Here is a 20,321-nt window from a genome sequence, read left to right as displayed (position 1 = left end):
CCGGCCTTCAGGCCGGCTGGTCGGGGATCAGCAGGCTCTCCAGCTTGGCGATGCAGTCCTTGACCTTCAGCTTGCGCCGCTTCAGGCGCTTGGCTTCCAGGTCGTCTTCGGGGTTGGCGGCCAGCTGCAGGATGCGTTCGTCGAGCGCGCGATGCTCGCGCCGCAGTTCGGCGATGCGTTCGGCGACAGTGGCGAGGTCGATGGCTTCCACGAGGTCCAAGCTTACACCGCGCCCGATGCCATCCGCCGGCGCCGGCATGTACCGGTGCGCGCCGGTAGAATGAAGCCCGATGAATGCCGTCCTGCCCCTTCCCGAGCCCGCCTCCCGCCGTGCCGATCCGCGCATCGTCCAGCGCGAGCAGGCCAAGCTGGCCAAGCGCCTGCGTCGCCAGGTCGGCGAGGCGATCGCCGACTTCGGCATGATCGAGGCCGGCGACAAGGTGATGGTCTGCCTGTCCGGCGGCAAGGACAGCTACACGATGCTGGACGTGCTGCTGCAGCTCCAGCGCAAGGCACCGGTGCCGTTCGAGCTGGTGGCGGTGAACCTGGACCAGAAGCAGCCCGGGTTCCCCGAGCACGTGCTGCCCGACTACCTGCGCGCGCTGGGCGTGCCGTTCAACATCATCGAGCAGGACACCTACTCGGTGGTCAGCCGCGTCGTGCCGGAAGGCAAGACCATGTGTTCGCTGTGTTCGCGCATGCGGCGCGGGGCGCTCTACGCATATGCCGAGGCGAACGGATTCACCAAGATCGCGCTGGGGCACCATCGCGACGACCTGGTCGCCACCTTCTTCCTGAACCTGTTCCACCACGCCAAGCTCTCGGGCATGCCGCCCAAGCTGCTGTCTGACGACGGCAAGCACGTGGTGATCCGCCCGCTGGCGTACGTGCGCGAGAGCGACATCGTCGACTACGCCGCCGCCCGCCGGTTCCCGATCATTCCCTGCAACCTGTGCGGCAGCCAGGAGAACCTGCAGCGCAAGCAGGTCGGGCTGATGATGCAGCAATGGGAACGGGAATCGCCGGGACGCATCGAGACCATCGCGAACGCGCTCGGCGACATCCGTCCTTCGCACCTGGCGGACCTGAAACTGTTCGACTTCCCGGGCCTGGGCCATCGCCAGGGCGCCGCGCGCGCCGATGCGCATGCCTGGCTGGCCGGCGATCCGCACGACAGCGGCGGCGGCGACTGACAACCCGAGGCAGCCGTTCCAGGCCGCCGCCCCACACGATCCATCGAGTCGCCGCGGCGCGATGGCCACGCTTCCCAAGCACGAATACCGGACACCGACCCACGCATGTTCTTCCGCAACCTGACGTTCTTCCGCTTTCCCAGCACCCACGACTTCTCCCAGCTCGACGCCCTGCTGCCGGAGGCCGCCCTCAAGCCGGTCGGCCCGCTTGAGCTTTCCTCCAGCGGCTTCATTTCCCCGTTCGGCCGTGGCGAAGACGTGCTGTCGCACCGCATCGGCGACGCCATCTGGCTGTCGGTCGGCAGCGAGAACAAGATCCTGCCCGGCTCGGTGGTCAACGACCTGCTGGCGCAGAAGGTCGCCGAGATCGAGGACAAGGAAGGGCGCAAGCTCGGCGGCAAGGCGCGCAAGCGCTTGAAGGACGACCTGCTGCACGAACTGCTGCCGCGCGCCTTCGTGAAGAGCTCGCGCACCGATGCACTGCTCGACCTGGAGCACGGCTTCCTGGCCGTCGATGCTTCTTCGCGCAAGACCGGCGAGATGGTGGCCTCGGAGATCCGTCGCGCGCTCGGCAGCTTTCCGGCGATTCCGCCGAATGCCGAAGTGGCGCCGCGCAGCATCCTCACCGGCTGGATCGCCGGCGAACCGCTGCCTGATGGCCTGTCGCTGGGCGAGGAGTGCGAGCTCAAGGACGCGATGGACGGCGGCGCGGTGGTCAAGGCGCAGAACCAGGAGCTGCTCAGCGACGAGATCGGCAAACACCTCGAAGCGGGCAAGCAGGTCACCAAGCTGGCCCTGAACCTGGACGACCATGTTTCGTTCGTCCTCGGCGAGGACCTGGTGGTGCGCAAGCTGAAGTTCCTCGAAGGCGCGGTCGACCAGCTGGAAAGCACCGAGCGCGACGACCTGCGCCAGGAGCTGGACGCACGCTTCGCCCTGCTGTCGGGCGAAGTACGGCGCCTGTTCCTGGTCCTGGAGTCGGCGCTGAAGATCAGCAAGGCCGAGGGCTGACAGGCCGGCCGGGCCTCCCCGCGACGGCCCGGTTGAGTTGTCAACTGCTACGACATAGGCTGGCACTACCTACCGCCAGGAGGTCGCCTTGATGATGCCCTTGTCGCTGTCAGTCGTGCTCGCCGTCGCTTTCGCCCCGCCTGTCATGCATGGCTCGGAAGCGAAACCCTCCGCAGCCGATGCGTTGGCCCCCGTCATCCCCGCGCTGTATACCCCCTCGGACGTCACTCCGTCGGGGCGCGAATTCATCGAGCACTGCGACGATGAAGCGTTCGCGAAGGCACGCTCCCTCCGGATGCTGGCGGAGCGATGCGAACGCCTGCTTCGGCGCTGGCACGGGGAAGCCAGCGGTCACATCGACAGCAGGACTGCGCCCGGTCCGGGCATCGAGCAGTTCGGCGCCCCCCGCTTCCTTCCTCCTCCGTCACCCATGCGGGCTGCGTCCGGAGTCGCGGGCTGATCTTCCGGAATACGCCGGGAGAACAGTGGTCGTGGCGCGGGCATGGCCGACGCGTTGGGCCTAGAATCGCCGCATGCCTTCCCTGCTCCATCGCCTGATCGCCCGCGCGCCGCAGCGCCTGCAACGCGACACCCTGGAACTCGAGCTGGACGATGGCCGCCGCATCGAGGTTCTACGCGTGCGCGATCCGCGCGCGCGCCGGCTCAAGCTCAGCGTGGACGAGCGCGGCGCGCGCCTGACCCTTCCGGTGCGCGCCAGCATGGTCTCGGGGGACCGATTCCTGCATGAACACCGCGACTGGCTGGCCACCCAGCTGGAGCGCCACCAGCCACCGGATGCGGCAGCGACCGCGCTGGCGCCGGGACACACCTCGCAACTGCCGTTGCGCGGCGAGCAGGTACCGCTGTCATGGCACGCCGGCCGCTACATCCGCATCGCCCGCGACGACGCGGGCATCCATGTGCAGCGCCCGGCGCGGGCATCGGATGCCGCCCTGCGACGCGCGCTTCGCGCGTTCTACGAAGCCGAAGCCCGCGCCGACATCGGCCGCTGGCTGCCCGCCTACCTGCCGGGCCTGCCGCGTACACCGCGCCAGCTGCGGTTGAAGGTGATGTCTTCGCAGTGGGGTTCGCTGGCTCCGGATGGCACCCTGGCGCTGGACCTGGCCCTGGTGCTGGCGCGGCCCTCGGCCTTCGAATACGTGCTGGTCCACGAGTTGTGCCATCTGCTGCAGGCGAACCATTCGCCTGCGTTCTGGCGTGAAGTGGAAGCCCGCTTCCCCCGCTGGCGAGAGGAGAAGACCTACTTCCACGCCGAAGGGCGCCAGCTCAAGGCCAGCCTGCGCTCGCTGCTCTCCACCTGACGGCAGGCGCCGGCTGCGGGCATTACGTGATGCCCGCGCTAGGATGGGCCCAGTCCCGACCGGAAGCCCCGAATGCGCGCATCGATCCGTACTGCCCTGTCCTTGGCCGTGGTTGCCGCCTTGATGGCCGGCTGCCAACGCGACGCGGAGCCGACGCAGGCAGGCACTCCCGACAGTGCCCCCGTGCCGGCAGCCCCTGCCACTGCTGATGCCGCGGGCAGCGGACACCCCTCGTGTCCGGCCGATGCGGGCGCACCACCCACTGGTGCCCTCACTGCGACCCGCATCACGGCCGCCGACGGGGATGGCGCGGCCGGCCTCTACGAAGGCCCGGTCTGGCGCGACGGGGCCCTGTACTTCTCCGATTTCCGTTTCTCCGATGGCTTTCCTTCGCGCATCCGCAAGCTGACCGCGCAGGGCGGCCTGGAGACGGTGATCGATCCCAGCGGCAGCAACGGACTGGCGCTGGGCGAAGACGGTGCGCTCGTCGCCGCGACCCACGACCGCAAGGAGATCTCGCGCTTCGACCTGATCGACGGCTCGCGCATGCGCATCGTCGGCGAGTACCAGGGGCAGCCGTTCAATTCACCCAATGACCTGGTGATCGGCCGCGATGGCACGCTGTGGTTCACCGACCCGGATTTCCAGCGCGCGGCCGCGCCTGGAGGCCAGGACAAGACCCGCGTCTACCGCGTGGGGACCGACGGCAACGTCGGCGTGGTCGATGACAGCATCGCCAATCCGAACGGCATCGCCCTGTCGCCCGACGGCGGCACGCTGTACGTGGCCGGCGGCGGCGAACAAGGCGTGCTGCGCGCCTATGCGCTGGTCGACGGCCAGGCGCAGGCCGGCCGCGATCTGGTGGCCACCACGGTTCCGGACGGGCTGGCGGTGGACTGCCTGGGCAACATCTACCTGACCGAGCACACCTTGCGACGCGTGCGGGTCATTTCTCCGCAGGGCCAGGAGCTGGCGACCATCGCGGTCGATGCCAACCTCACCAACGCCGCATTTGGCGGCCCGCAGGGACGCACGCTGTACCTCACCGGGGCCGGCGCGGTGTGGTCGATCGACCTGGGCGTGGCTGGCCTGCCGTACTGATCCGGGATCCCGGGCGCCCAAAAAAAAGGCCCCGCCGGAGCGGGGCCTCTCGTAGCGCTTCGCCGTCAGGCGATCAGAACCGGTACTGCGCCGAGACGCCGAACAGGTTGGCACCGCCGTCGTAGGAACCGGTCAGGCGCGAACGGCTCGAGGACAGGATGTTGACCTCGGGCGTATCGACCAGGTCGATGCGCGCGTAGCTGGCGTCGAGCGAGAAGTTCTCGCTGGCCGCCCAGGTCAGGCCGACCGAGTACCACATGCGATCCTGGTCGGGCATGCGCGGGGTGCGGTGCGGATAGCTGACCGGGGAGTCGTCGCGGGCGATGCCGGCACGCAGGGTGAACGCGTCGCTGAGCAGGTACTCGCCGCCGACGCTGTAGAACCAGCTGTCGCCCCAGCTGTAGTCCTCGGCCGAGTCGGCCTGGCGCGGGTTGTCGAACTGGATGCGGATCTCGCGCAGCGAGCTCCAGCCGGTGCGCGACACCTCACCCATCAGGGCGAACTTCTCGGTGGCGTACCAGGTGCCGCTGAGGGTGTGCACGGCCGGGGTGGTCAGCTCGGCCAGCGCGCCGGTGTCCACGTACTGGCCGGTGGAGGCCAGGATGGTGGCGACGTTGGTCGGCACGGTGAAGTCGGCGTCGCCGGTCAGGGAGTGGTCGACTTCCGAGCGATACGAGTAGCCGATGGACACGTTGTCGGTCGGACGCCAGCTCAGGCCGGCGATGAAGCCCAGGCTGGTGTCGGTGCCGTGCACCTCGACCGAACCGTCGTTCTTCTGCGGGCCGAACGGACCGGTGATCGGGTTCGGCATGAAGCACAGCGCCTGCGTGGCGGCGTTGCCGCACAGCGCGGTGCCGAAGTCGATCGCGTTGGACAGGGTGACGTCGGAGCGCTCGATGACCGCACCGAGGCCGGCCGAGAAGTGGTCGCCCAGATCCAGCGACATGGCCAGGGTCAGGTCGATGATCTTCACGTCCGAGTTCAGCGCGTGGTAACGGCCCTTCCAGCCGTCGTCGTATTCGGTCTTCAGGCCGAACGGCGCGCTGACCATGGCGCCCAGGGTCAGGTACTCGAAGCTGCCTTCCAGCGGCAGGATGAACGACATCGCCGGGACCGGCGAGACGCCACCGGCGTCGCCGCCGTCGCCACCGTTCAGCGGCTGCTGCAGGGGGGTGCCGGCCGCGGCATAACCGCTGCCTTCGAACTCGAAGGACAGGTCGATCGCGGTGACGTCGCCCTGGATGGTGGTGCGATCGAAGGTCGACATCATCGCCGGGTTGTTGACGACGACCGAGGCGTCGCCCTTGGCCGACGCGGCGCCGGCCATGGCGCGGCCCTGGGCCTTGACGCTGTTTTCCTTCAGCTGGAACGCGGCGGCATGGACCTGGCCACAGGCCAGGGCGCCGGCGATGCCGAGGGCAAGCGCGGAAATGCGGGTGAGGGAATGGACTTGCATGTTTCTGATCTCTCCGGATGACGGGGGTTGAGTGGCACCTGCGCGCCCGCAGACGACCCCCTCCCGGGGTTGCCCGCATCCGTCGGAGTCCCCTCCCGACATACGACGCCGTATTGGAGTATACGCCTTGCGTTTAACCAGACAATAACGACGAAAGTCACGCCCCGCGCCGGTGGCCGGCCCGCCTGGCCGGGTGGGTGCAGACGCCCGGCCCTGGCCTGGGCGATAGTGGCGGCCATGTTCGTGTCCTTGCCCTCGCGCCAGAAGGCTTCAGTGCGCTGGGCCACGCCGCTGCTGTTTGCCGCGCTGTGGTTGGCTTTCCTGTGGTCGCTGGGCCGCCCGGATGAGGCCCGGCACAGCCTGTGGCTGGCCTGGGGGGCGCTGGGAAGGGGCCTGGGAGGCGGTGACGCCTGGCTGGCCGCCCTGCGCGACGGCAGCGTGCTGCGCCTGTTCACCGCCCTGTTCCTGCATGCGGACTGGGCGCACCTGCTGGGCAACCTCGTGTTCCTGCTGATCTTCGGCCTGCCGGCGGAGCGGACGATGGGGCCGTGGCGGTTCCTGCTGCTGTTCCTGTGTGGCGGAGCGGTGGCCAACCTGGCCGCCGTGCTGGCGATCGACAACCCGGACCGGGTGGTGATCGGCGCCAGCGGCGCGGTCTCGGCCGTGATCGGCGCCTATCTGGCCCTGTTCCCCGGGGCGCGCCTGGGCGTGGTCCTGCCCCTGGGCCTGTTCCTGGAGTTCGTGCGCGCGCCGGCATTCCTGCTGATCGGCATCTGGGCGGCGCTGCAGGTGCTGTTCGCCTACATCGGCCCGGCGTTCGGCGCGGTGGCCTGGGCCGCGCACGTGGCCGGGTTCCTCTTCGGCGTGGTGTTCGCGCTGGTGGTACGGGCCGGCATCGCGCGGCGGCTGCGACGGCAACGCGGCTACTGATCCCTTCGCCCTTGGATCGGGGCCGGGTCCGCCCCATCTTCTCCTCCCGCACGACGATCCGCAGACCGATGGCCAAGCTGCTCTACAAGGTGACTTTCCTCAACCACGGCAAGGTGTACGAGCTCTATGCGCGGCACGTGGCCGGAAGCTCGCTGTGGGGATTCACCGAGGTGGGCGAACTGGTGTTCGACGTGCACGAGGGCCTGGTGGTCGATCCGACCGAAGAGCGCCTGCGCGACGAATTCGGCACCACCCGCGTCCTGCACCTGCCGATGCAGAGCATCGTCCGCGTCGAGGAAGTGGAGCGCAAAGGCCAGTCGGCGATCCGCGATGCGGCCACCGGCGAAAAAGTGGTCACGCCGTTCCCGATGCCGTCCAAGCCGCCGCGCTGAAGCCTGCCCGCCGGATATCGAGTACGTCGGGCCCGCGCCGGCAGGCGCGGACGTTCCAACTCAGCGCGCCTGCACGGCCTTGGTGCCGGATGCCTGGCTGACGAGCGTCTTCAGCTCGACCAGGGCGGCGGCGATCGGCTTGTCGCCGGGCAACGGCTGGCCGGCCTTGTAACCCTCGGCACCCTCGTCATCGCCGCGCAGGTGGCCCGGCAACGTCGCCTCGCTGATCTCCGCCAGGCTGGGCGGCACCACGTCGGCGCCGATCAGGGCCGGGTCCGGCGTGAGCTCCTTGTCCGGGACGATGCCGCTGGCCTGGATGGAGCGCCCACTGGGCGTGTAATAGCGCGCGGTGGTCAGCTTGACCGAGTCCCCATTGTCCAGCGGCAGCACGGTCTGCACCGAGCCCTTGCCGAAGGTGCGACTGCCGATCACGCGGGCGCGATTGTTGTCGCGCAAAGCGCCGGCGAGCACTTCGGCCGCGCTGGCCGAACCGGCATCCACCAGCACCACCACCGGCGCGCCCTTCATGCGGTCGCCCGGCGTAGCGTCGAACCGCGTGTCGCTGATCGGAATCCGGCCGCGCGTGCTGACGATCCCGCCTTTGTCGAGCAGGTCGTCGGCCACCTGCACCGCGGCGGTCAGCAGGCCGCCCGGATTGCTGCGCAGGTCCAGCACCAGTCCGCGCAGGCGGCCGCCGGCCTGCGCCTGCAGCTTGTCGAGATGGGTCTGGAAATCGGCGCCCGTATCGGCCTGGAAGGTGCTGATGCGTACGTAGCCATAACCGGGCTCGAGCATGCGGCTGCGCACGCTGGTGATCTTGATGGTCTCGCGCACGAGGGTCACGTCGAACGGCTTGTCGCGCCCCTCGCGCACCACCGTGATGGTGACCTTGCTGCCCGGCACGCCGCGCAGCGGTTCCATCGCTTCGACCTGGGCGATGGGCTTTCCATCGATCGCGATGATGATGTCGCCCGACAGCAGGCCAGCGCGCGCGGCCGGGGTGTCGTCGATCGGCGCGACCACCTTCAGCGTGTTGTCCGGCTCCTGCTGCAGCTCCACGCCGATGCCGTCGTAGGCGCCACTGGTCTGCTCGTCGAAGGATTCGCTCTCGCTCTTGTCCAGGTACGCGCTGTGCGGATCCAGGTCCAGCAACAGGCCGGCGATCGCCGACTGCATCAACGCGCGGTCGTCGACCGGATCGACGTAAGCGTCCTTGACGGCGTTGTAGACCGCCACGTAGCGGCGGATTTCGGCCAGCGGCACCCTGGAAGCCGCGGTGGCGCGGTCATCGGCGGCATCGGGATCGTCGCTGGCCGCCACCGGCGCATCCTGATTCGGGATGTCTTCCGGCGCCGCTTCTTCCACGGGTGCCGCTTGCCCGGCTGCTTCCTTCGCTTCCGGTCCGCCCGGTGCAGGTTGCTGGGCGGCGACGTGCGCAGCCGGCCACAGGGCCAGCAGCAGGAGCAGGGAGGGACGACGCATGCGGGGCTCCGGGACGCGCCAGGCGCGCGTTGAACCGATTATGCGTCAAGCCCGGCCCAATGCCGCTTGAACTTCCATCGGACTTTCGCTGCCGGCATTCAGCGACGTTGCAGCCACGACGCCGGATCCACCGGCTGGCCGTTACGGCGCAATTCGAAGTAAAGCGCCGCACGGCCGTGGCCCCCGGAGCTGCCGACCTTGGCCACCGCGTCGCCCCGGCGCACCCTGTCCCCGGCATCGCGCAGCAGCGACTCGTTGTGCGCGTACAGGCTCATGTAGCCGTTGCCGTGGTCGACGATCAGGATCAGCCCGTAACCGGTCATCCACTCGGAAAACACCACGGTGCCATCGGCCACCGCGGTGACCGGACTGCCGGCCGACGCGCCGATCAGTACGCCGCTGCTGGTCCTTCCGTCGGGCAGGCGACCGCCATAGCGCGCCAGCAACTCGCCAGTCGCCGGCCAGCCCAGCCCGCCTACTTTCGGAGGTGGCGTCGTCGATGCCACCCGGGGCGGCACCTTGCCCGGCGCAGCCGTGCGACCGTTTGCGCCCTGTTGCGCGCTCTGCGCTTCGCGCCTGGCGGCGGCACGGCGCTCGGCCTCGGCCTTCGCAGCGGTTGCCCGCAGGTTGGCGAGCAGGCGCTCCAGCGATTTCACGTCGCGTCCCAGCGCCTGCTCGCGCTGCTGGCGATCCTCATAGCGGTGATCGAGGTCGGCCACGACTTCGGCTCGTGAGCCGCGGTCGCGTTTGAGGGTGGCCAACTGCTGCTTCTGCTCAGCCTGCAGCGCCTGCAGTTCCGCGGTGCGCGCTTCGATTTCCGTCTCCGTCGCCACCAGCGCTTCCAGCGCCCCGGACAGCTCGGCCACCTGGCGTACCTGCTCGCGCTGGGCGTACCGGTAGTAGCCCAGCGCACGCTGGGCGTCGGCGATGCGGTCCTGTGCCAGCAGGATCTTCAAGGGCGCCTGGGCACCGCTCATGTAGGCGCTGCGCAGCAGCGTGGCCAGGTGCGCGCGACGCTGCCCGAGGTCGAGCTGCATCGCTTTGCGGCGCTGCTGCAGGGCGGTCAGCGCATCGCGTTCGCGCGCCAGTGCCGCCTCGGTCTCGGCCAGTGCGCGGCCGGAGCGACCCAGTTGTTCGTCCGCCCGGCGCAATCGCTGGGCGGCCTCGCCGCGCTGTCCTTCCAGCCGGCGGCGTTCGCGGGCGATCTGCTGCAACTCGGTGCGCGTCTTGCGCAGCTCCTGCTCGGTCGCCTTCTGCGACTGGGCCTGGACGGCGAACGGAACGACGACCGGCCCGGACATCCACGCCAACCCGAGGAGCATGGCCAGCCGGACCGCGACACGGGGCGACCCGCCGGCGAAGAGCCAGGACAGCATCTGCTTGCGGCGATGGCGCACGCCCGGACATCCCAGTGACTTCAGACAGTGGCGGATTGTAGCCAAGGGTGGTCGTATGCTGGTCAGGTCCCGTATCACAGGCATCCCATATGACCCGCCTCATCACCCGCGTCGCCTTCGCCCTTGCCGTGGCCTGTTCGTTGCCCGCCATGGCGCAGGACGACATCAGCAAGGTCAACGGCAGCATCGAAACGAGCGCCGGCGGCAATTACGGCGACCTGGAGACCGTCAACGGCGCCGTGCACATCGCCGAGAACGTGCAGTCCGGCGACGCCAGCACCGTAAACGGCAGCGTCCACGTCGGCAATGGCGCCCGCGTCGGCAGCCTGGAAACGGTCAACGGCGCCATCCGCCTCGGCCGCAACGTCCAGGTCGCCGGCGACATCGAGACGGTCAATGGCAGCGTATTCGTCGACCAGGGCGGCAAGGTGGATGGCGGCATCGAGACCGTGAACGGCGCAATCGGCCTGGTCCAGACCGAAGTGGTCCAGAACCTGGAAACGGTCAATGGCGACATCACCGTGGGCATCGGTTCCCACGTGCGCGGCGGCATCACCATCGAGCGCAACCGCAGCTGGTTCCAGGGCACGCCCAAGCGCAAGCCGCGGGTGGTGATCGGCCCGAACGCCGTTGTCGACGGACCGCTCGAGTTCCGCCGCGAGGTCAGCCTGTACGTGCACAAGACTGCCCGGACCGGTCCGGTGACCGGAGCCGAACCGGTGAGCTTCGAAACCGAGACCGCGCCGCAGGACTGAGCCGGCGCGGCTTGGCTAGAATCGGGGTTCCGCTGTCCCTTCGGAGTCCCGATGTCCCGTAAAGTCCTGATCGGCCTCGCCGCCGGCGCCCTGGCGCTGGCCGGCTGCAAACAGGCCGACACCCCCGCCCCGGCGCCCACGCCGGACGCCGCCGCGGCTACTGCGCCCGCCAGCACCCATGCATTCAAGTCCACGATCGAGGCGGACGACTTCGCCGAAATGGTGAAGACCCTGGCCTCGGACGAGTTCGAGGGCCGTGGCCCGGGCTCGGTCGGTGAAGAGCGCACCATCGAATACATCCGGGCGCAGATGCAGCGCATCGGCCTGCAGCCGGGCAATGGCGACAGCTACTTCCAGGACGTGCCGATGGTGGAAACCACGGCCGACCCGTCAACGAAGCTGACGCTCACCATCGATGGCAAGCCGGTGGAGCTGGCATTCGGTGCGGACATGGTGGTCGGCACGCGTACCGGCCAGGCCCAGGTCAGCGTCAAGGACAGTCCGATGGTATTCGTCGGCTACGGCGTGGACGCGCCCGAGCGCGGATGGAACGACTATGCCGACCAGGACTGGACCGGCAAGACCGTGGTGATGTTCGTCAACGATCCGGGCTTCCACGCCCAGGACGAGAAGCTGTTCGACGGCAAGAAGATGACGTATTACGGCCGCTGGACCTACAAGTTCGAGGAAGCTGCGCGCAAGGGCGCCGTTGCGGCGCTGATCGTGCACGACGACGCCGGCGCGAGCTACGGCTGGGATGTGGTCAAGAATTCGTGGTCCGGCGCGCAGTACGACCTGCCGGCGAGCGACGATCCCGAGCCGCGCCTGCCGGTGCAGGGGTGGCTGACTGCAGACGCGGCACGCAAGCTGTTCGCTGGTGCCGGCCTGGACCTGGAAGACGCCTACAAGAAGGCGGGCAAGGCCGGTTTCACGCCCGTGCCGCTTGACGCCACCCTGTCGGTCGACCTGGCCAGCAGCACCGCCAACAAGACCTCACGCAACGTGATCGGCGTTCTGCCGGGCAAGTCCCGCGCTGATGAGGCCGTACTCTACATGGCCCATTGGGACCATCTGGGCAACCACGAGGGCGAGGAAGGCGACGCCATTTACAACGGCGCGATCGACAACGCGACCGGCGTGGCGGGCATCCTCGAGATCGCGGAAGCCTTCGCCCAGCAGGAACAGCCGCCGGAGCGCTCCGTGGTGTTCGTGGCGGTCACGCTGGAGGAGTCGGGCCTGCTCGGGTCGAAGTACTACGTCGCACACCCGACATTCCCGCTGGACAAGATCGCTGGCGTGGTCAACCTCGATGCGATGTCGGTGGCTGGCCGATCGCGCGACTTCGTCGTCACCGGCAAGGGCAATTCGGAGCTGGAGGACATGCTGAAGACCTACGCCGACCAACAAGAACGGGTCCTAGTCCAGGAGGGCAATACCGCCGCGGGCTACTACTTCCGCAGCGACCACTTCAATTTCGCCAAGGCCGGCGTTCCCGCGTTGTATGCCAAGGGCGGCAGCGATCTGGTCGAGGGTGGTACCGAGGCCGGCAAGGCCGCCAGCGCCGACTACGCCAAGCGTTACCACCAGCCCAGCGACGAGGTTCATGAAGGCTGGCGCTACGACGGAGTCGTCGAGGACCTGGACGCGCTTTATGGCGTTGGTCGCGACCTTGCCGCCGGCGACCGCTGGCCGAACTGGTATGCAGGCAATCCGTTCAAGGCGGCACGCGACACGATGATGACTGGCAAGCAGGCCGGCAGCACCGAGTAATAGCTCAGGCGCATTGGGCGCCCAGAAACGAACGAAGGGCCGGTCGCTGTCGCGCCGGCCCTTTTTTGTGCGTCGACCGGGCTGACCGAGTATGTCCCGTTACGTGCAATAGCTAGCCCTTGCCACGAAAGAACCATGTTTCGTGCCGTTGCGGGAACGGGTAATCCAAGGTGCCACAGCCATCGGCAGTTGATATGCGCGCTGAGCGAACTCGGATCGACGGAATCGATCTCGCGCTGGCCACGACCAGAGCTCTCTCGCCGAGGCATGACCCTGAAGTTCGCATTGCGATATGGCCTGCCGTCCAGGCAGCCCAACTGGGGTGCGCGTGCAATTGTGCAAACACGCTAGGCAATCAGGGCACAGGGCAGCGCAGCCCTGCCCGCCTGAAAGCTCTCCGGTCGGGCAAGAGGGACAGGCTCCGCTCACCAAGAATGCCGGTCGGAGATCCGAGGGGCAGCCATCTTCACGACCAACCGGCAGCTCGCCGTCAACCTATCCGATGGACTCGGGCTTACCGGCCAGATCCGCGGCGCCGATCCGGGGCACCCGTTGACTGTCCCGTTCAACGATTCCCGCCTTGCGCGACACCAGCTGCGTCCGGTGCCGGGGTCGTTTGCAGGCGCGCCCACGTCGCCCCTTTCAAGACTCCCTATCGGGAGGCAACGGCCGTTCACGACTCCGCACGATCGTTGAATCGGAAAAAGAAGAAACCCCCAGCCTTGCGGCTGGGGGTTTCGGGATAAAACCCTGACGATGACCTACTCTCGCATGGGAAGCCCACACTACCATCGGCGCTGTTGCGTTTCACTTCCGAGTTCGGGATGGGATCGGGTGGTTCCACAACGCTAATTTCATCAGGGAGACGGTTGGAGCGTGCTGGTGAACATGATCGCCCGTAAAGGACCGACCGTGCATACCGCACCGTCTCGCATAAGTACTTGGGATGTAGTGAGCGGCTCGATGACTATCGACGTGTTCGTCGAGTCCAAGGCCACTTGAGGTTATATGGTCAAGCCACACGGATCATTAGTATCAGTTAGCTCAACGCATTGCTGCGCTTACACACCTGACCTATCAACCACCTAGTCTTGATGGTTCCTTTAGGGGACTTGTGTCCCGGGAGATCTCATCTTGAGGCGCGCTTCCCGCTTAGATGCTTTCAGCGGTTATCGCTTCCGAACGTAGCTACCCGGCAATGCCACTGGCGTGACAACCGGAACACCAGGGGTTCGTCCACTCCGGTCCTCTCGTACTAGGAGCAGCCCCTCTCAAATCTCCAACGCCCATGGCAGATAGGGACCGAACTGTCTCACGACGTTCTGAACCCAGCTCGCGTACCACTTTAAATGGCGAACAGCCATACCCTTGGGACCGACTACAGCCCCAGGATGTGATGAGCCGACATCGAGGTGCCAAACACCGCCGTCGATATGAACTCTTGGGCGGTATCAGCCTGTTATCCCCGGAGTACCTTTTATCCGTTGAGCGATGGCCCTTCCATACAGAACCACCGGATCACTAAGTCCTAGTTTCCTACCTGCTTGATCCGTCGATCTTGCAGTCAAGCACGCTTATGCCTTTGCACACAGTGCGCGATGTCCGACCGCGCTGAGCGTACCTTCGAGCTCCTCCGTTACTCTTTAGGAGGAGACCGCCCCAGTCAAACTACCCACCATACACGGTCCCCGACCCGGATTACGGGTCTAGGTTAGAACGTCAAGCACATCAGGGTGGTATTTCAAGGATGGCTCCACCGAAGCTAGCGCCTCGGTTTCATAGCCTCCCACCTATCCTACACAGACGAACTCAACGTTCAGTGTAAAGCTATAGTAAAGGTTCACGGGGTCTTTCCGTCTTGCCACGGGAACGCTGCATCTTCACAGCGATTTCAATTTCACTGAGTCTCGGGTGGAGACAGCGCCGCTGTCGTTACGCCATTCGTGCAGGTCGGAACTTACCCGACAAGGAATTTCGCTACCTTAGGACCGTTATAGTTACGGCCGCCGTTTACTGGGGCTTCGATCAAGAGCTTCGCCTTGCGGCTGACCCCATCAATTAACCTTCCAGCACCGGGCAGGCGTCACACCCTATACGTCCACTTTCGTGTTTGCAGAGTGCTGTGTTTTTGATAAACAGTCGCAGCGGCCTGGTTTCTGCGACCCTCCTCAGCTATAGCCCGCATGGGCCACCAAAGAGGGTGCACCTTCTCCCGAAGTTACGGTGCCATGTTGCCTAGTTCCTTCACCCGAGTTCTCTCAAGCGCCTGAGAATTCTCATCCTACCCACCTGTGTCGGTTTACGGTACGGTCTGCGTGAGCTGAAGCTTAGGAGCTTTTCCTGGAAGCGTGGTATCAGTGACTTCGTCCTAAAGGACTCGTCTCGGTGCTCGGTCTTAAAGGATCCCGGATTTGCCAAAGATCCAAACCTACCGCCTTTCCCCGGGACAACCAACGCCCGGTACACCTAACCTTCTCCGTCCCTCCATCGCACTCACGCGAGGTGCAGGAATATTAACCTGCTTCCCATCGACTACGGCTTTCGCCCTCGCCTTAGGGACCGACTAACCCTGCGTCGATTAACGTTGCGCAAGGAAACCTTGGGCTTTCGGCGTGCGGGCTTTTCACCCGCATTATCGTTACTCATGTCAGCATTCGCACTTCCGATACCTCCAGCGGACTTCTCAATCCACCTTCGCAGGCTTACGGAACGCTCCTCTACCGCGCATAACAAAGTTATGCACCCCAAGCTTCGGTTTATCGCTTAGCCCCGTTAAATCTTCCGCGCAGACCGACTCGACCAGTGAGCTATTACGCTTTCTTTAAAGGGTGGCTGCTTCTAAGCCAACCTCCTGGCTGTCTGTGCCTTTCCACATCGTTTCCCACTTAGCGATAATTTGGGACCTTAGCTGTGGGTCTGGGTTGTTTCCCTTTTCACGACGGACGTTAGCACCCGCCGTGTGTCTCCCATACAGTCCGTCTCGGTATTCGGAGTTTGCAATGGTTTGGTAAGTCGCGATGACCCCCTAGCCATAACAGTGCTCTACCCCCGAGAGGATACATATGAGGCGCTACCTAAATAGCTTTCGAGGAGAACCAGCTATCTCCGGGTTCGATTAGCTTTTCACTCCTAATCACACCTCATCCCCGTCTTTTGCAACAGACGTGGGTTCGGGCCTCCAGTACCTGTTACGGCACCTTCACCCTGGGCATGACTAGATCACCCGGTTTCGGGTCTACAGCCCGCGACTATGCGCCCTATTCAGACTCGGTTTCCCTTCGCCTCCCCTATACGGTTAAGCTTGCCACGAACTGTAAGTCGCTGACCCATTATACAAAAGGTACGCAGTCACCCTTGCGGGCTCCTACTGCTTGTACGCACACGGTTTCAGGGTCTATTTCACTCCCCTCTCCGGGGTTCTTTTCGCCTTTCCCTCACGGTACTGGTTCACTATCGGTCGGTCAGGAGTATTTAGCCTTGGAGGATGGTCCCCCCATGTTCAGACAGGGTTTCACGTGCCCCGCCCTACTCGTCTTCACTGGAGTGGCCCTTTTAAATACAGGGCTATCACCTTCTATGGCCAACCTTTCCAGGTTGTTTTTCTAAAGCCATTCCAGCTTAAGGGCTAGTCCCCGTTCGCTCGTCACTACTTAGGGAATCTCGGTTGATTTCTTTTCCTCCGGTTACTTAGATATTTCAGTTCACCGGGTTCGCTTCCAGCAGCTATGAATTCACTGCAGGATACTGCCGAAGCAGTGGGTTTCCCCATTCGGACATCGCGGGATCAAAGCTTATTGCCAGCTCCCCCGCGCTTTTCGCAGGCTGTCACGTCCTTCATCGCCTCTGACCGCCAAGGCATCCACCGTGTGCGCTTATTCGCTTGACCATATAACCCCAAGTCGCCTCGGAGTTACTGACGTGCTGGTGGGGTACAAAGCCACCAACGCGAACATTCGACTCAATTTTTAGGGGCTCGAAGCCCCCGCCTTAGCCTCAACGACACGTCGAGATAGACATCTCAAACGCTCGCTACATCCCAAGTTATAAAAGAACACGTGCCGGCCTCAACGCCTGGCGCGTAAATTCGAAAGTGTGTGCGCTTGTCATTCAGAGTGGTGGGTCTGGGAGGACTCGAACCACCGACCTCACCCTTATCAGGGGTGCGCTCTAACCACCTGAGCTACAGACCCAAAAGTCGATACTCAATATGGTGGAGCCTGTCGGGATCGAACCGACGACCCCCTGCTTGCAAAGCAGGTGCTCTCCCAGCTGAGCTAAGGCCCCTAAAAGGGACTTCCCCAGTCCGTCAGGACCAGGAACTCTGAATGCAGGTGACTTGTGAGGACGCCCGACAGGACGATGCTGTCGTGCTCAAAAGGAGGTGATCCAGCCGCACCTTCCGATACGGCTACCTTGTTACGACTTCACCCCAGTCATCGGCCACACCGTGGCAAGCGCCCTCCCGAAGGTTAAGCTACCTGCTTCTGGTGCAACAAACTCCCATGGTGTGACGGGCGGTGTGTACAAGGCCCGGGAACGTATTCACCGCAGCAATGCTGATCTGCGATTACTAGCGATTCCGACTTCACGGAGTCGAGTTGCAGACTCCGATCCGGACTGAGATGGGGTTTCTGGGATTGGCTCACCCTCGCGGGATTGCAGCCCTCTGTCCCCACCATTGTAGTACGTGTGTAGCCCTGGTCGTAAGGGCCATGATGACTTGACGTCATCCCCACCTTCCTCCGGTTTGTCACCGGCGGTCTCCTTAGAGTTCCCACCATTACGTGCTGGCAACTAAGGACAAGGGTTGCGCTCGTTGCGGGACTTAACCCAACATCTCACGACACGAGCTGACGACAGCCATGCAGCACCTGTCTCACGGTTCCCGAAGGCACCAATCCATCTCTGGAAAGTTCCGTGGATGTCAAGACCAGGTAAGGTTCTTCGCGTTGCATCGAATTAAACCACATACTCCACCGCTTGTGCGGGCCCCCGTCAATTCCTTTGAGTTTCAGTCTTGCGACCGTACTCCCCAGGCGGCGAACTTAACGCGTTAGCTTCGATACTGGGTTCCAAGTTGAACCCAACATCCAGTTCGCATCGTTTAGGGCGTGGACTACCAGGGTATCTAATCCTGTTTGCTCCCCACGCTTTCGTGCCTCAGTGTCAGTGTTGGCCCAGGTGGCCGCCTTCGCCACGGATGTTCCTCCCGATCTCTACGCATTTCACTGCTACACCGGGAATTCCGCCACCCTCTACCACACTCTAGTCGCCCAGTATCCATCGCAATTCCCAGGTTGAGCCCAGGGCTTTCACGACAGACTTAAACAACCACCTACGCACGCTTTACGCCCAGTAATTCCGAGTAACGCTTGCACCCTTCGTATTACCGCGGCTGCTGGCACGAAGTTAGCCGGTGCTTATTCTTTGGGTACCGTCATCCCTACCGAGTATTAATCAATAGGATTTCTTTCCCAACAAAAGGGCTTTACAACCCGAAGGCCTTCTTCACCCACGCGGTATGGCTGGATCAGGCTTGCGCCCATTGTCCAATATTCCCCACTGCTGCCTCCCGTAGGAGTCTGGACCGTGTCTCAGTTCCAGTGTGGCTGATCATCCTCTCAGACCAGCTACGGATCGTCGCCTTGGTGGGCCTTTACCCCGCCAACTAGCTAATCCGACATCGGCTCATTCAATCGCGTGAGGCCTTGCGGTCCCCCACTTTCACCCGTAGGTCGTATGCGGTATTAGCGTAAGTTTCCCTACGTTATCCCCCACGACAGAGTAGATTCCGATGTATTCCTCACCCGTCCGCCACTCGCCACCCAGAGAGCAAGCTCTCCTGTGCTGCCGTTCGACTTGCATGTGTTAGGCCTACCGCCAGCGTTCACTCTGAGCCAGGATCAAACTCTTCACTTAAAATTACAGACCCGAAGGTCAATACTTTCAGATGCAGAAGTTCTACCCAGCTACGTATCGCTTGCTATAAAGCATTTGACTTGTTGCTGTTAAAACGTCTGCAAGATGGACAGTCATCCTTCCTGCAGGCGTCCGCACAAGTTACCTGCGCACACTTTCAAAGAGCGTCGGAATCGGCCTCAGCGCCTTCATCCGTGTCCCGACGTTTCCGTCGAGGTGAGCCGCACATTGTGCCGGCTCGTTTTGAAGATGTCAACACCGCGTCGCGGGTTTTTCATCTTCTCCTCAGCTTGGCGGCGAACCGCTTCCGTTGAGGTGAGCCGCACATTGTGCCGACTCGTTTTGGATCCGTCAACACCCCGTGAAGGGGTCTTTTCGTTTCCGTCCTCGTTGGCTGCGAATCTTTCGATTCGTTTCCGCCGAGGGAGCCGCCCATTATAGGGGGCTTCCGGAGAACTGCAACACCTTTTTCGAGGGTTTTTGTTTCCGGCCCCGCCGTCGTTGATTCCCGAAGGAGGTCAGCGAGTAGCGGGGCGCGCATTGTGCACGGCCGCCCCAGGAATGGGAAGCCCATTGCGCAATTTTTTTCGCTTAGACGGCAGCCGGGATAACTCGACAGGCGATTCCGGCCTGATGGCAGCTGGCCGAGATGCTTGCGCGCGCTGCTTTATCGACTGGAAGCCGGTGCATGAAGACGATCCGGGCGCCCGAGGCCGCCGCCTCCAGGACACACTCCAGTGCATTTCCGCGGGAGCGGATGCGCTGCGCATCCCGGCGTGCCGGCTCCAGCGCGGCTTCTTCGATATCTTCGGCCAGGACGATCACGTCCGCTTCGTTCAGGGCGCGCAGCGCGCGCAATGTATAGAGGTCGGGCGCCTCGCTGGCTTCGACCAGCGCGACAACGCCTTTCATCCGCTCCAGGTCAGGCGCCCGCTCCACTTCCGCGACGAAAGCCGCTTCGAGCGCGACAGGGCCTCCGCGCTCGTATTCGTGCTCCATGCGTCCGTCCAGCATGCGCTCGAACCAGCGACGGCGCGCGGCCAGGTCCGGCATCTGCGCGCGGATGCGTTCCCGATGCGCCGCGAACTGCGCCGCGAGCACGCCCAACGCAGGACCGAGTGCGATTTCCAGCTGCTCGCGGATACGGCGTGCAAGCATCGGAGCCGCCCCGCCGGAGGAGATCGCCACCACCAGGGGCGCACGATCGACCACCGCCGGGACCTGGAAGGTGGACAGCACGGCATCGTCGACCACGTTTACAAAGCGCCTGCGGCGGCCCGCTTCGGCGGCCAGGCCCGCATTGAACGCCGGGTCATCGGTGGCCGCCACCGCAAGCCAGACGGCATCGAGCCAGGCCGGGTCGAAATCGCCGCCCAAGCGGATGATGCGGCCCATGGACAGCGCCTCGGCGATGTCCGGGTGCAGGACCGCATGGGCATGCAGGCGCACGAGCGCGCCTGCCTTGAGCAGGGCAGCGACCTTGCGCGCGGCCACTTCGCCCCCGCCGACCACCAGTACCTCGCGACCACCCAGGTCGGCAAACAACGGGTACAGCGCCATGCCACAGCCCCCTCATGCGATTCCGCATCGTCC

The 20,321-nt window shown here is 64.5% G+C and carries 14 protein-coding genes, 2 tRNA genes and 3 rRNA genes; 9 read left to right on the top strand and 10 right to left on the bottom strand.

Features of this window, described 5'->3' with window-relative positions; genetic code table 11:
• Positions 1 to 7 precede the first annotated feature (7 nt).
• Positions 8 to 211 (bottom strand): YdcH family protein, encoded by a 204-nt coding sequence (locus MNQ95_RS07280; RefSeq protein ID WP_241954383.1) that lies wholly within the window; start codon positions 209 to 211, stop codon positions 8 to 10.
• A gap of 79 nt (positions 212 to 290) precedes the next feature.
• Between MNQ95_RS07280 and ttcA the strand changes: the two genes are divergently transcribed.
• From ttcA to MNQ95_RS07255, 5 genes are all read left to right on the top strand, one after another.
• Positions 291 to 1,193: a tRNA 2-thiocytidine(32) synthetase TtcA gene (gene ttcA / locus MNQ95_RS07275; RefSeq protein WP_241954245.1), complete on the top strand. Its 903-nt coding sequence runs from the start codon at positions 291 to 293 to the stop codon at positions 1,191 to 1,193.
• A gap of 105 nt (positions 1,194 to 1,298) precedes the next feature.
• Positions 1,299 to 2,204, top strand: a complete 906-nt coding sequence (locus tag MNQ95_RS07270) for a recombination-associated protein RdgC (RefSeq protein ID WP_241954244.1) — start codon at positions 1,299 to 1,301, stop codon at positions 2,202 to 2,204.
• Between the two features lie 91 nt (positions 2,205 to 2,295).
• Entirely contained in the window at positions 2,296 to 2,664 is a 369-nt protein-coding gene (locus tag MNQ95_RS07265; RefSeq protein ID WP_162410347.1) for a hypothetical protein, read from the top strand.
• A gap of 73 nt (positions 2,665 to 2,737) precedes the next feature.
• Positions 2,738 to 3,526: a YgjP family zinc-dependent metalloprotease gene (locus MNQ95_RS07260; RefSeq protein ID WP_241954243.1), complete on the top strand. Its 789-nt coding sequence runs from the start codon at positions 2,738 to 2,740 to the stop codon at positions 3,524 to 3,526.
• A gap of 183 nt (positions 3,527 to 3,709) precedes the next feature.
• Positions 3,710 to 4,627, top strand: coding sequence for an SMP-30/gluconolactonase/LRE family protein (locus tag MNQ95_RS07255; RefSeq protein ID WP_241954242.1), 918 nt, complete (start codon positions 3,710 to 3,712; stop codon positions 4,625 to 4,627).
• 73 nt (positions 4,628 to 4,700) lie between these two features.
• Here the strand turns inward: MNQ95_RS07255 and MNQ95_RS07250 are convergent, their stop codons facing one another.
• The gene (locus MNQ95_RS07250; RefSeq protein ID WP_241954241.1) at positions 4,701 to 6,083 is read right to left on the bottom strand and encodes an OmpP1/FadL family transporter; all 1,383 of its coding nucleotides are present in this window, start codon (positions 6,081 to 6,083) and stop codon (positions 4,701 to 4,703) included.
• A 237-nt stretch (positions 6,084 to 6,320) separates the two neighbouring features.
• Between MNQ95_RS07250 and MNQ95_RS07245 the strand changes: the two genes are divergently transcribed.
• Both MNQ95_RS07245 and MNQ95_RS07240 read left to right on the top strand, forming a co-directional pair.
• Positions 6,321 to 7,013 carry a rhomboid family intramembrane serine protease gene (locus MNQ95_RS07245; protein ID WP_162410343.1) on the top strand — a complete coding sequence of 231 codons (693 nt, stop codon included), beginning with the start codon at positions 6,321 to 6,323 and terminating at the stop codon, positions 7,011 to 7,013.
• 68 nt (positions 7,014 to 7,081) lie between these two features.
• On the top strand, positions 7,082 to 7,405 hold the full coding sequence (locus MNQ95_RS07240; RefSeq protein WP_162410342.1) for a DUF1820 family protein: 324 nt from the start codon (positions 7,082 to 7,084) through the stop codon (positions 7,403 to 7,405).
• 60 nt (positions 7,406 to 7,465) lie between these two features.
• Here MNQ95_RS07240 and MNQ95_RS07235 read toward each other — a convergent pair whose 3' ends face one another.
• Positions 7,466 to 8,887 (bottom strand): S41 family peptidase, encoded by a 1,422-nt coding sequence (locus MNQ95_RS07235; protein WP_241954240.1) that lies wholly within the window; start codon positions 8,885 to 8,887, stop codon positions 7,466 to 7,468.
• A gap of 98 nt (positions 8,888 to 8,985) precedes the next feature.
• Positions 8,986 to 10,263 (bottom strand): murein hydrolase activator EnvC family protein, encoded by a 1,278-nt coding sequence (locus MNQ95_RS07230; protein WP_425605724.1) that lies wholly within the window; start codon positions 10,261 to 10,263, stop codon positions 8,986 to 8,988.
• Between the two features lie 110 nt (positions 10,264 to 10,373).
• On the opposite strand from MNQ95_RS07230, the gene MNQ95_RS07225 reads away from it, so the two are divergent.
• Together MNQ95_RS07225 and MNQ95_RS07220 are read left to right on the top strand one after the other, a co-directional pair.
• Complete coding sequence (locus tag MNQ95_RS07225; RefSeq protein ID WP_425501336.1) at positions 10,374 to 11,039, top strand: DUF4097 family beta strand repeat-containing protein; 666 nt, start codon at positions 10,374 to 10,376, stop codon at positions 11,037 to 11,039.
• 51 nt (positions 11,040 to 11,090) lie between these two features.
• On the top strand, positions 11,091 to 12,809 hold the full coding sequence (locus MNQ95_RS07220) for a M28 family metallopeptidase (RefSeq protein ID WP_241954239.1): 1,719 nt from the start codon (positions 11,091 to 11,093) through the stop codon (positions 12,807 to 12,809).
• A 748-nt stretch (positions 12,810 to 13,557) separates the two neighbouring features.
• On the opposite strand, the gene rrf is transcribed toward MNQ95_RS07220, so the two are convergent.
• The 6 genes from rrf to MNQ95_RS07190 all read right to left on the bottom strand — a co-directional run bounded on the left by rrf (position 13,558) and on the right by MNQ95_RS07190 (position 20,288).
• Positions 13,558 to 13,671 (bottom strand): 5S ribosomal RNA (rrf, locus tag MNQ95_RS07215).
• A gap of 146 nt (positions 13,672 to 13,817) precedes the next feature.
• Positions 13,818 to 16,695: ribosomal RNA gene (locus MNQ95_RS07210) — 23S ribosomal RNA — on the bottom strand.
• A 227-nt stretch (positions 16,696 to 16,922) separates the two neighbouring features.
• Positions 16,923 to 16,999, bottom strand: a tRNA-Ile gene (locus MNQ95_RS07205).
• An 18-nt stretch (positions 17,000 to 17,017) separates the two neighbouring features.
• A tRNA-Ala gene (locus tag MNQ95_RS07200) sits at positions 17,018 to 17,093 on the bottom strand.
• 90 nt (positions 17,094 to 17,183) lie between these two features.
• Positions 17,184 to 18,728: ribosomal RNA gene (locus tag MNQ95_RS07195) — 16S ribosomal RNA — on the bottom strand.
• Together the 16S, 23S and 5S rRNA genes with 2 tRNA genes alongside form the textbook arrangement of a ribosomal RNA operon.
• 591 nt (positions 18,729 to 19,319) lie before the next feature.
• Entirely contained in the window at positions 19,320 to 20,288 is a 969-nt protein-coding gene (locus MNQ95_RS07190; protein ID WP_241954238.1) for a siroheme synthase, read from the bottom strand.
• Positions 20,289 to 20,321: the final 33 nt, after the last annotated feature.

The sequence above is a fragment of the Pseudoxanthomonas daejeonensis genome (assembly GCF_022637495.1).
Classification (GTDB): Bacteria; Pseudomonadota; Gammaproteobacteria; order Xanthomonadales; family Xanthomonadaceae; genus Pseudoxanthomonas; species Pseudoxanthomonas daejeonensis.
This window is presented reverse-complemented; position numbering and strand designations above follow the sequence as displayed.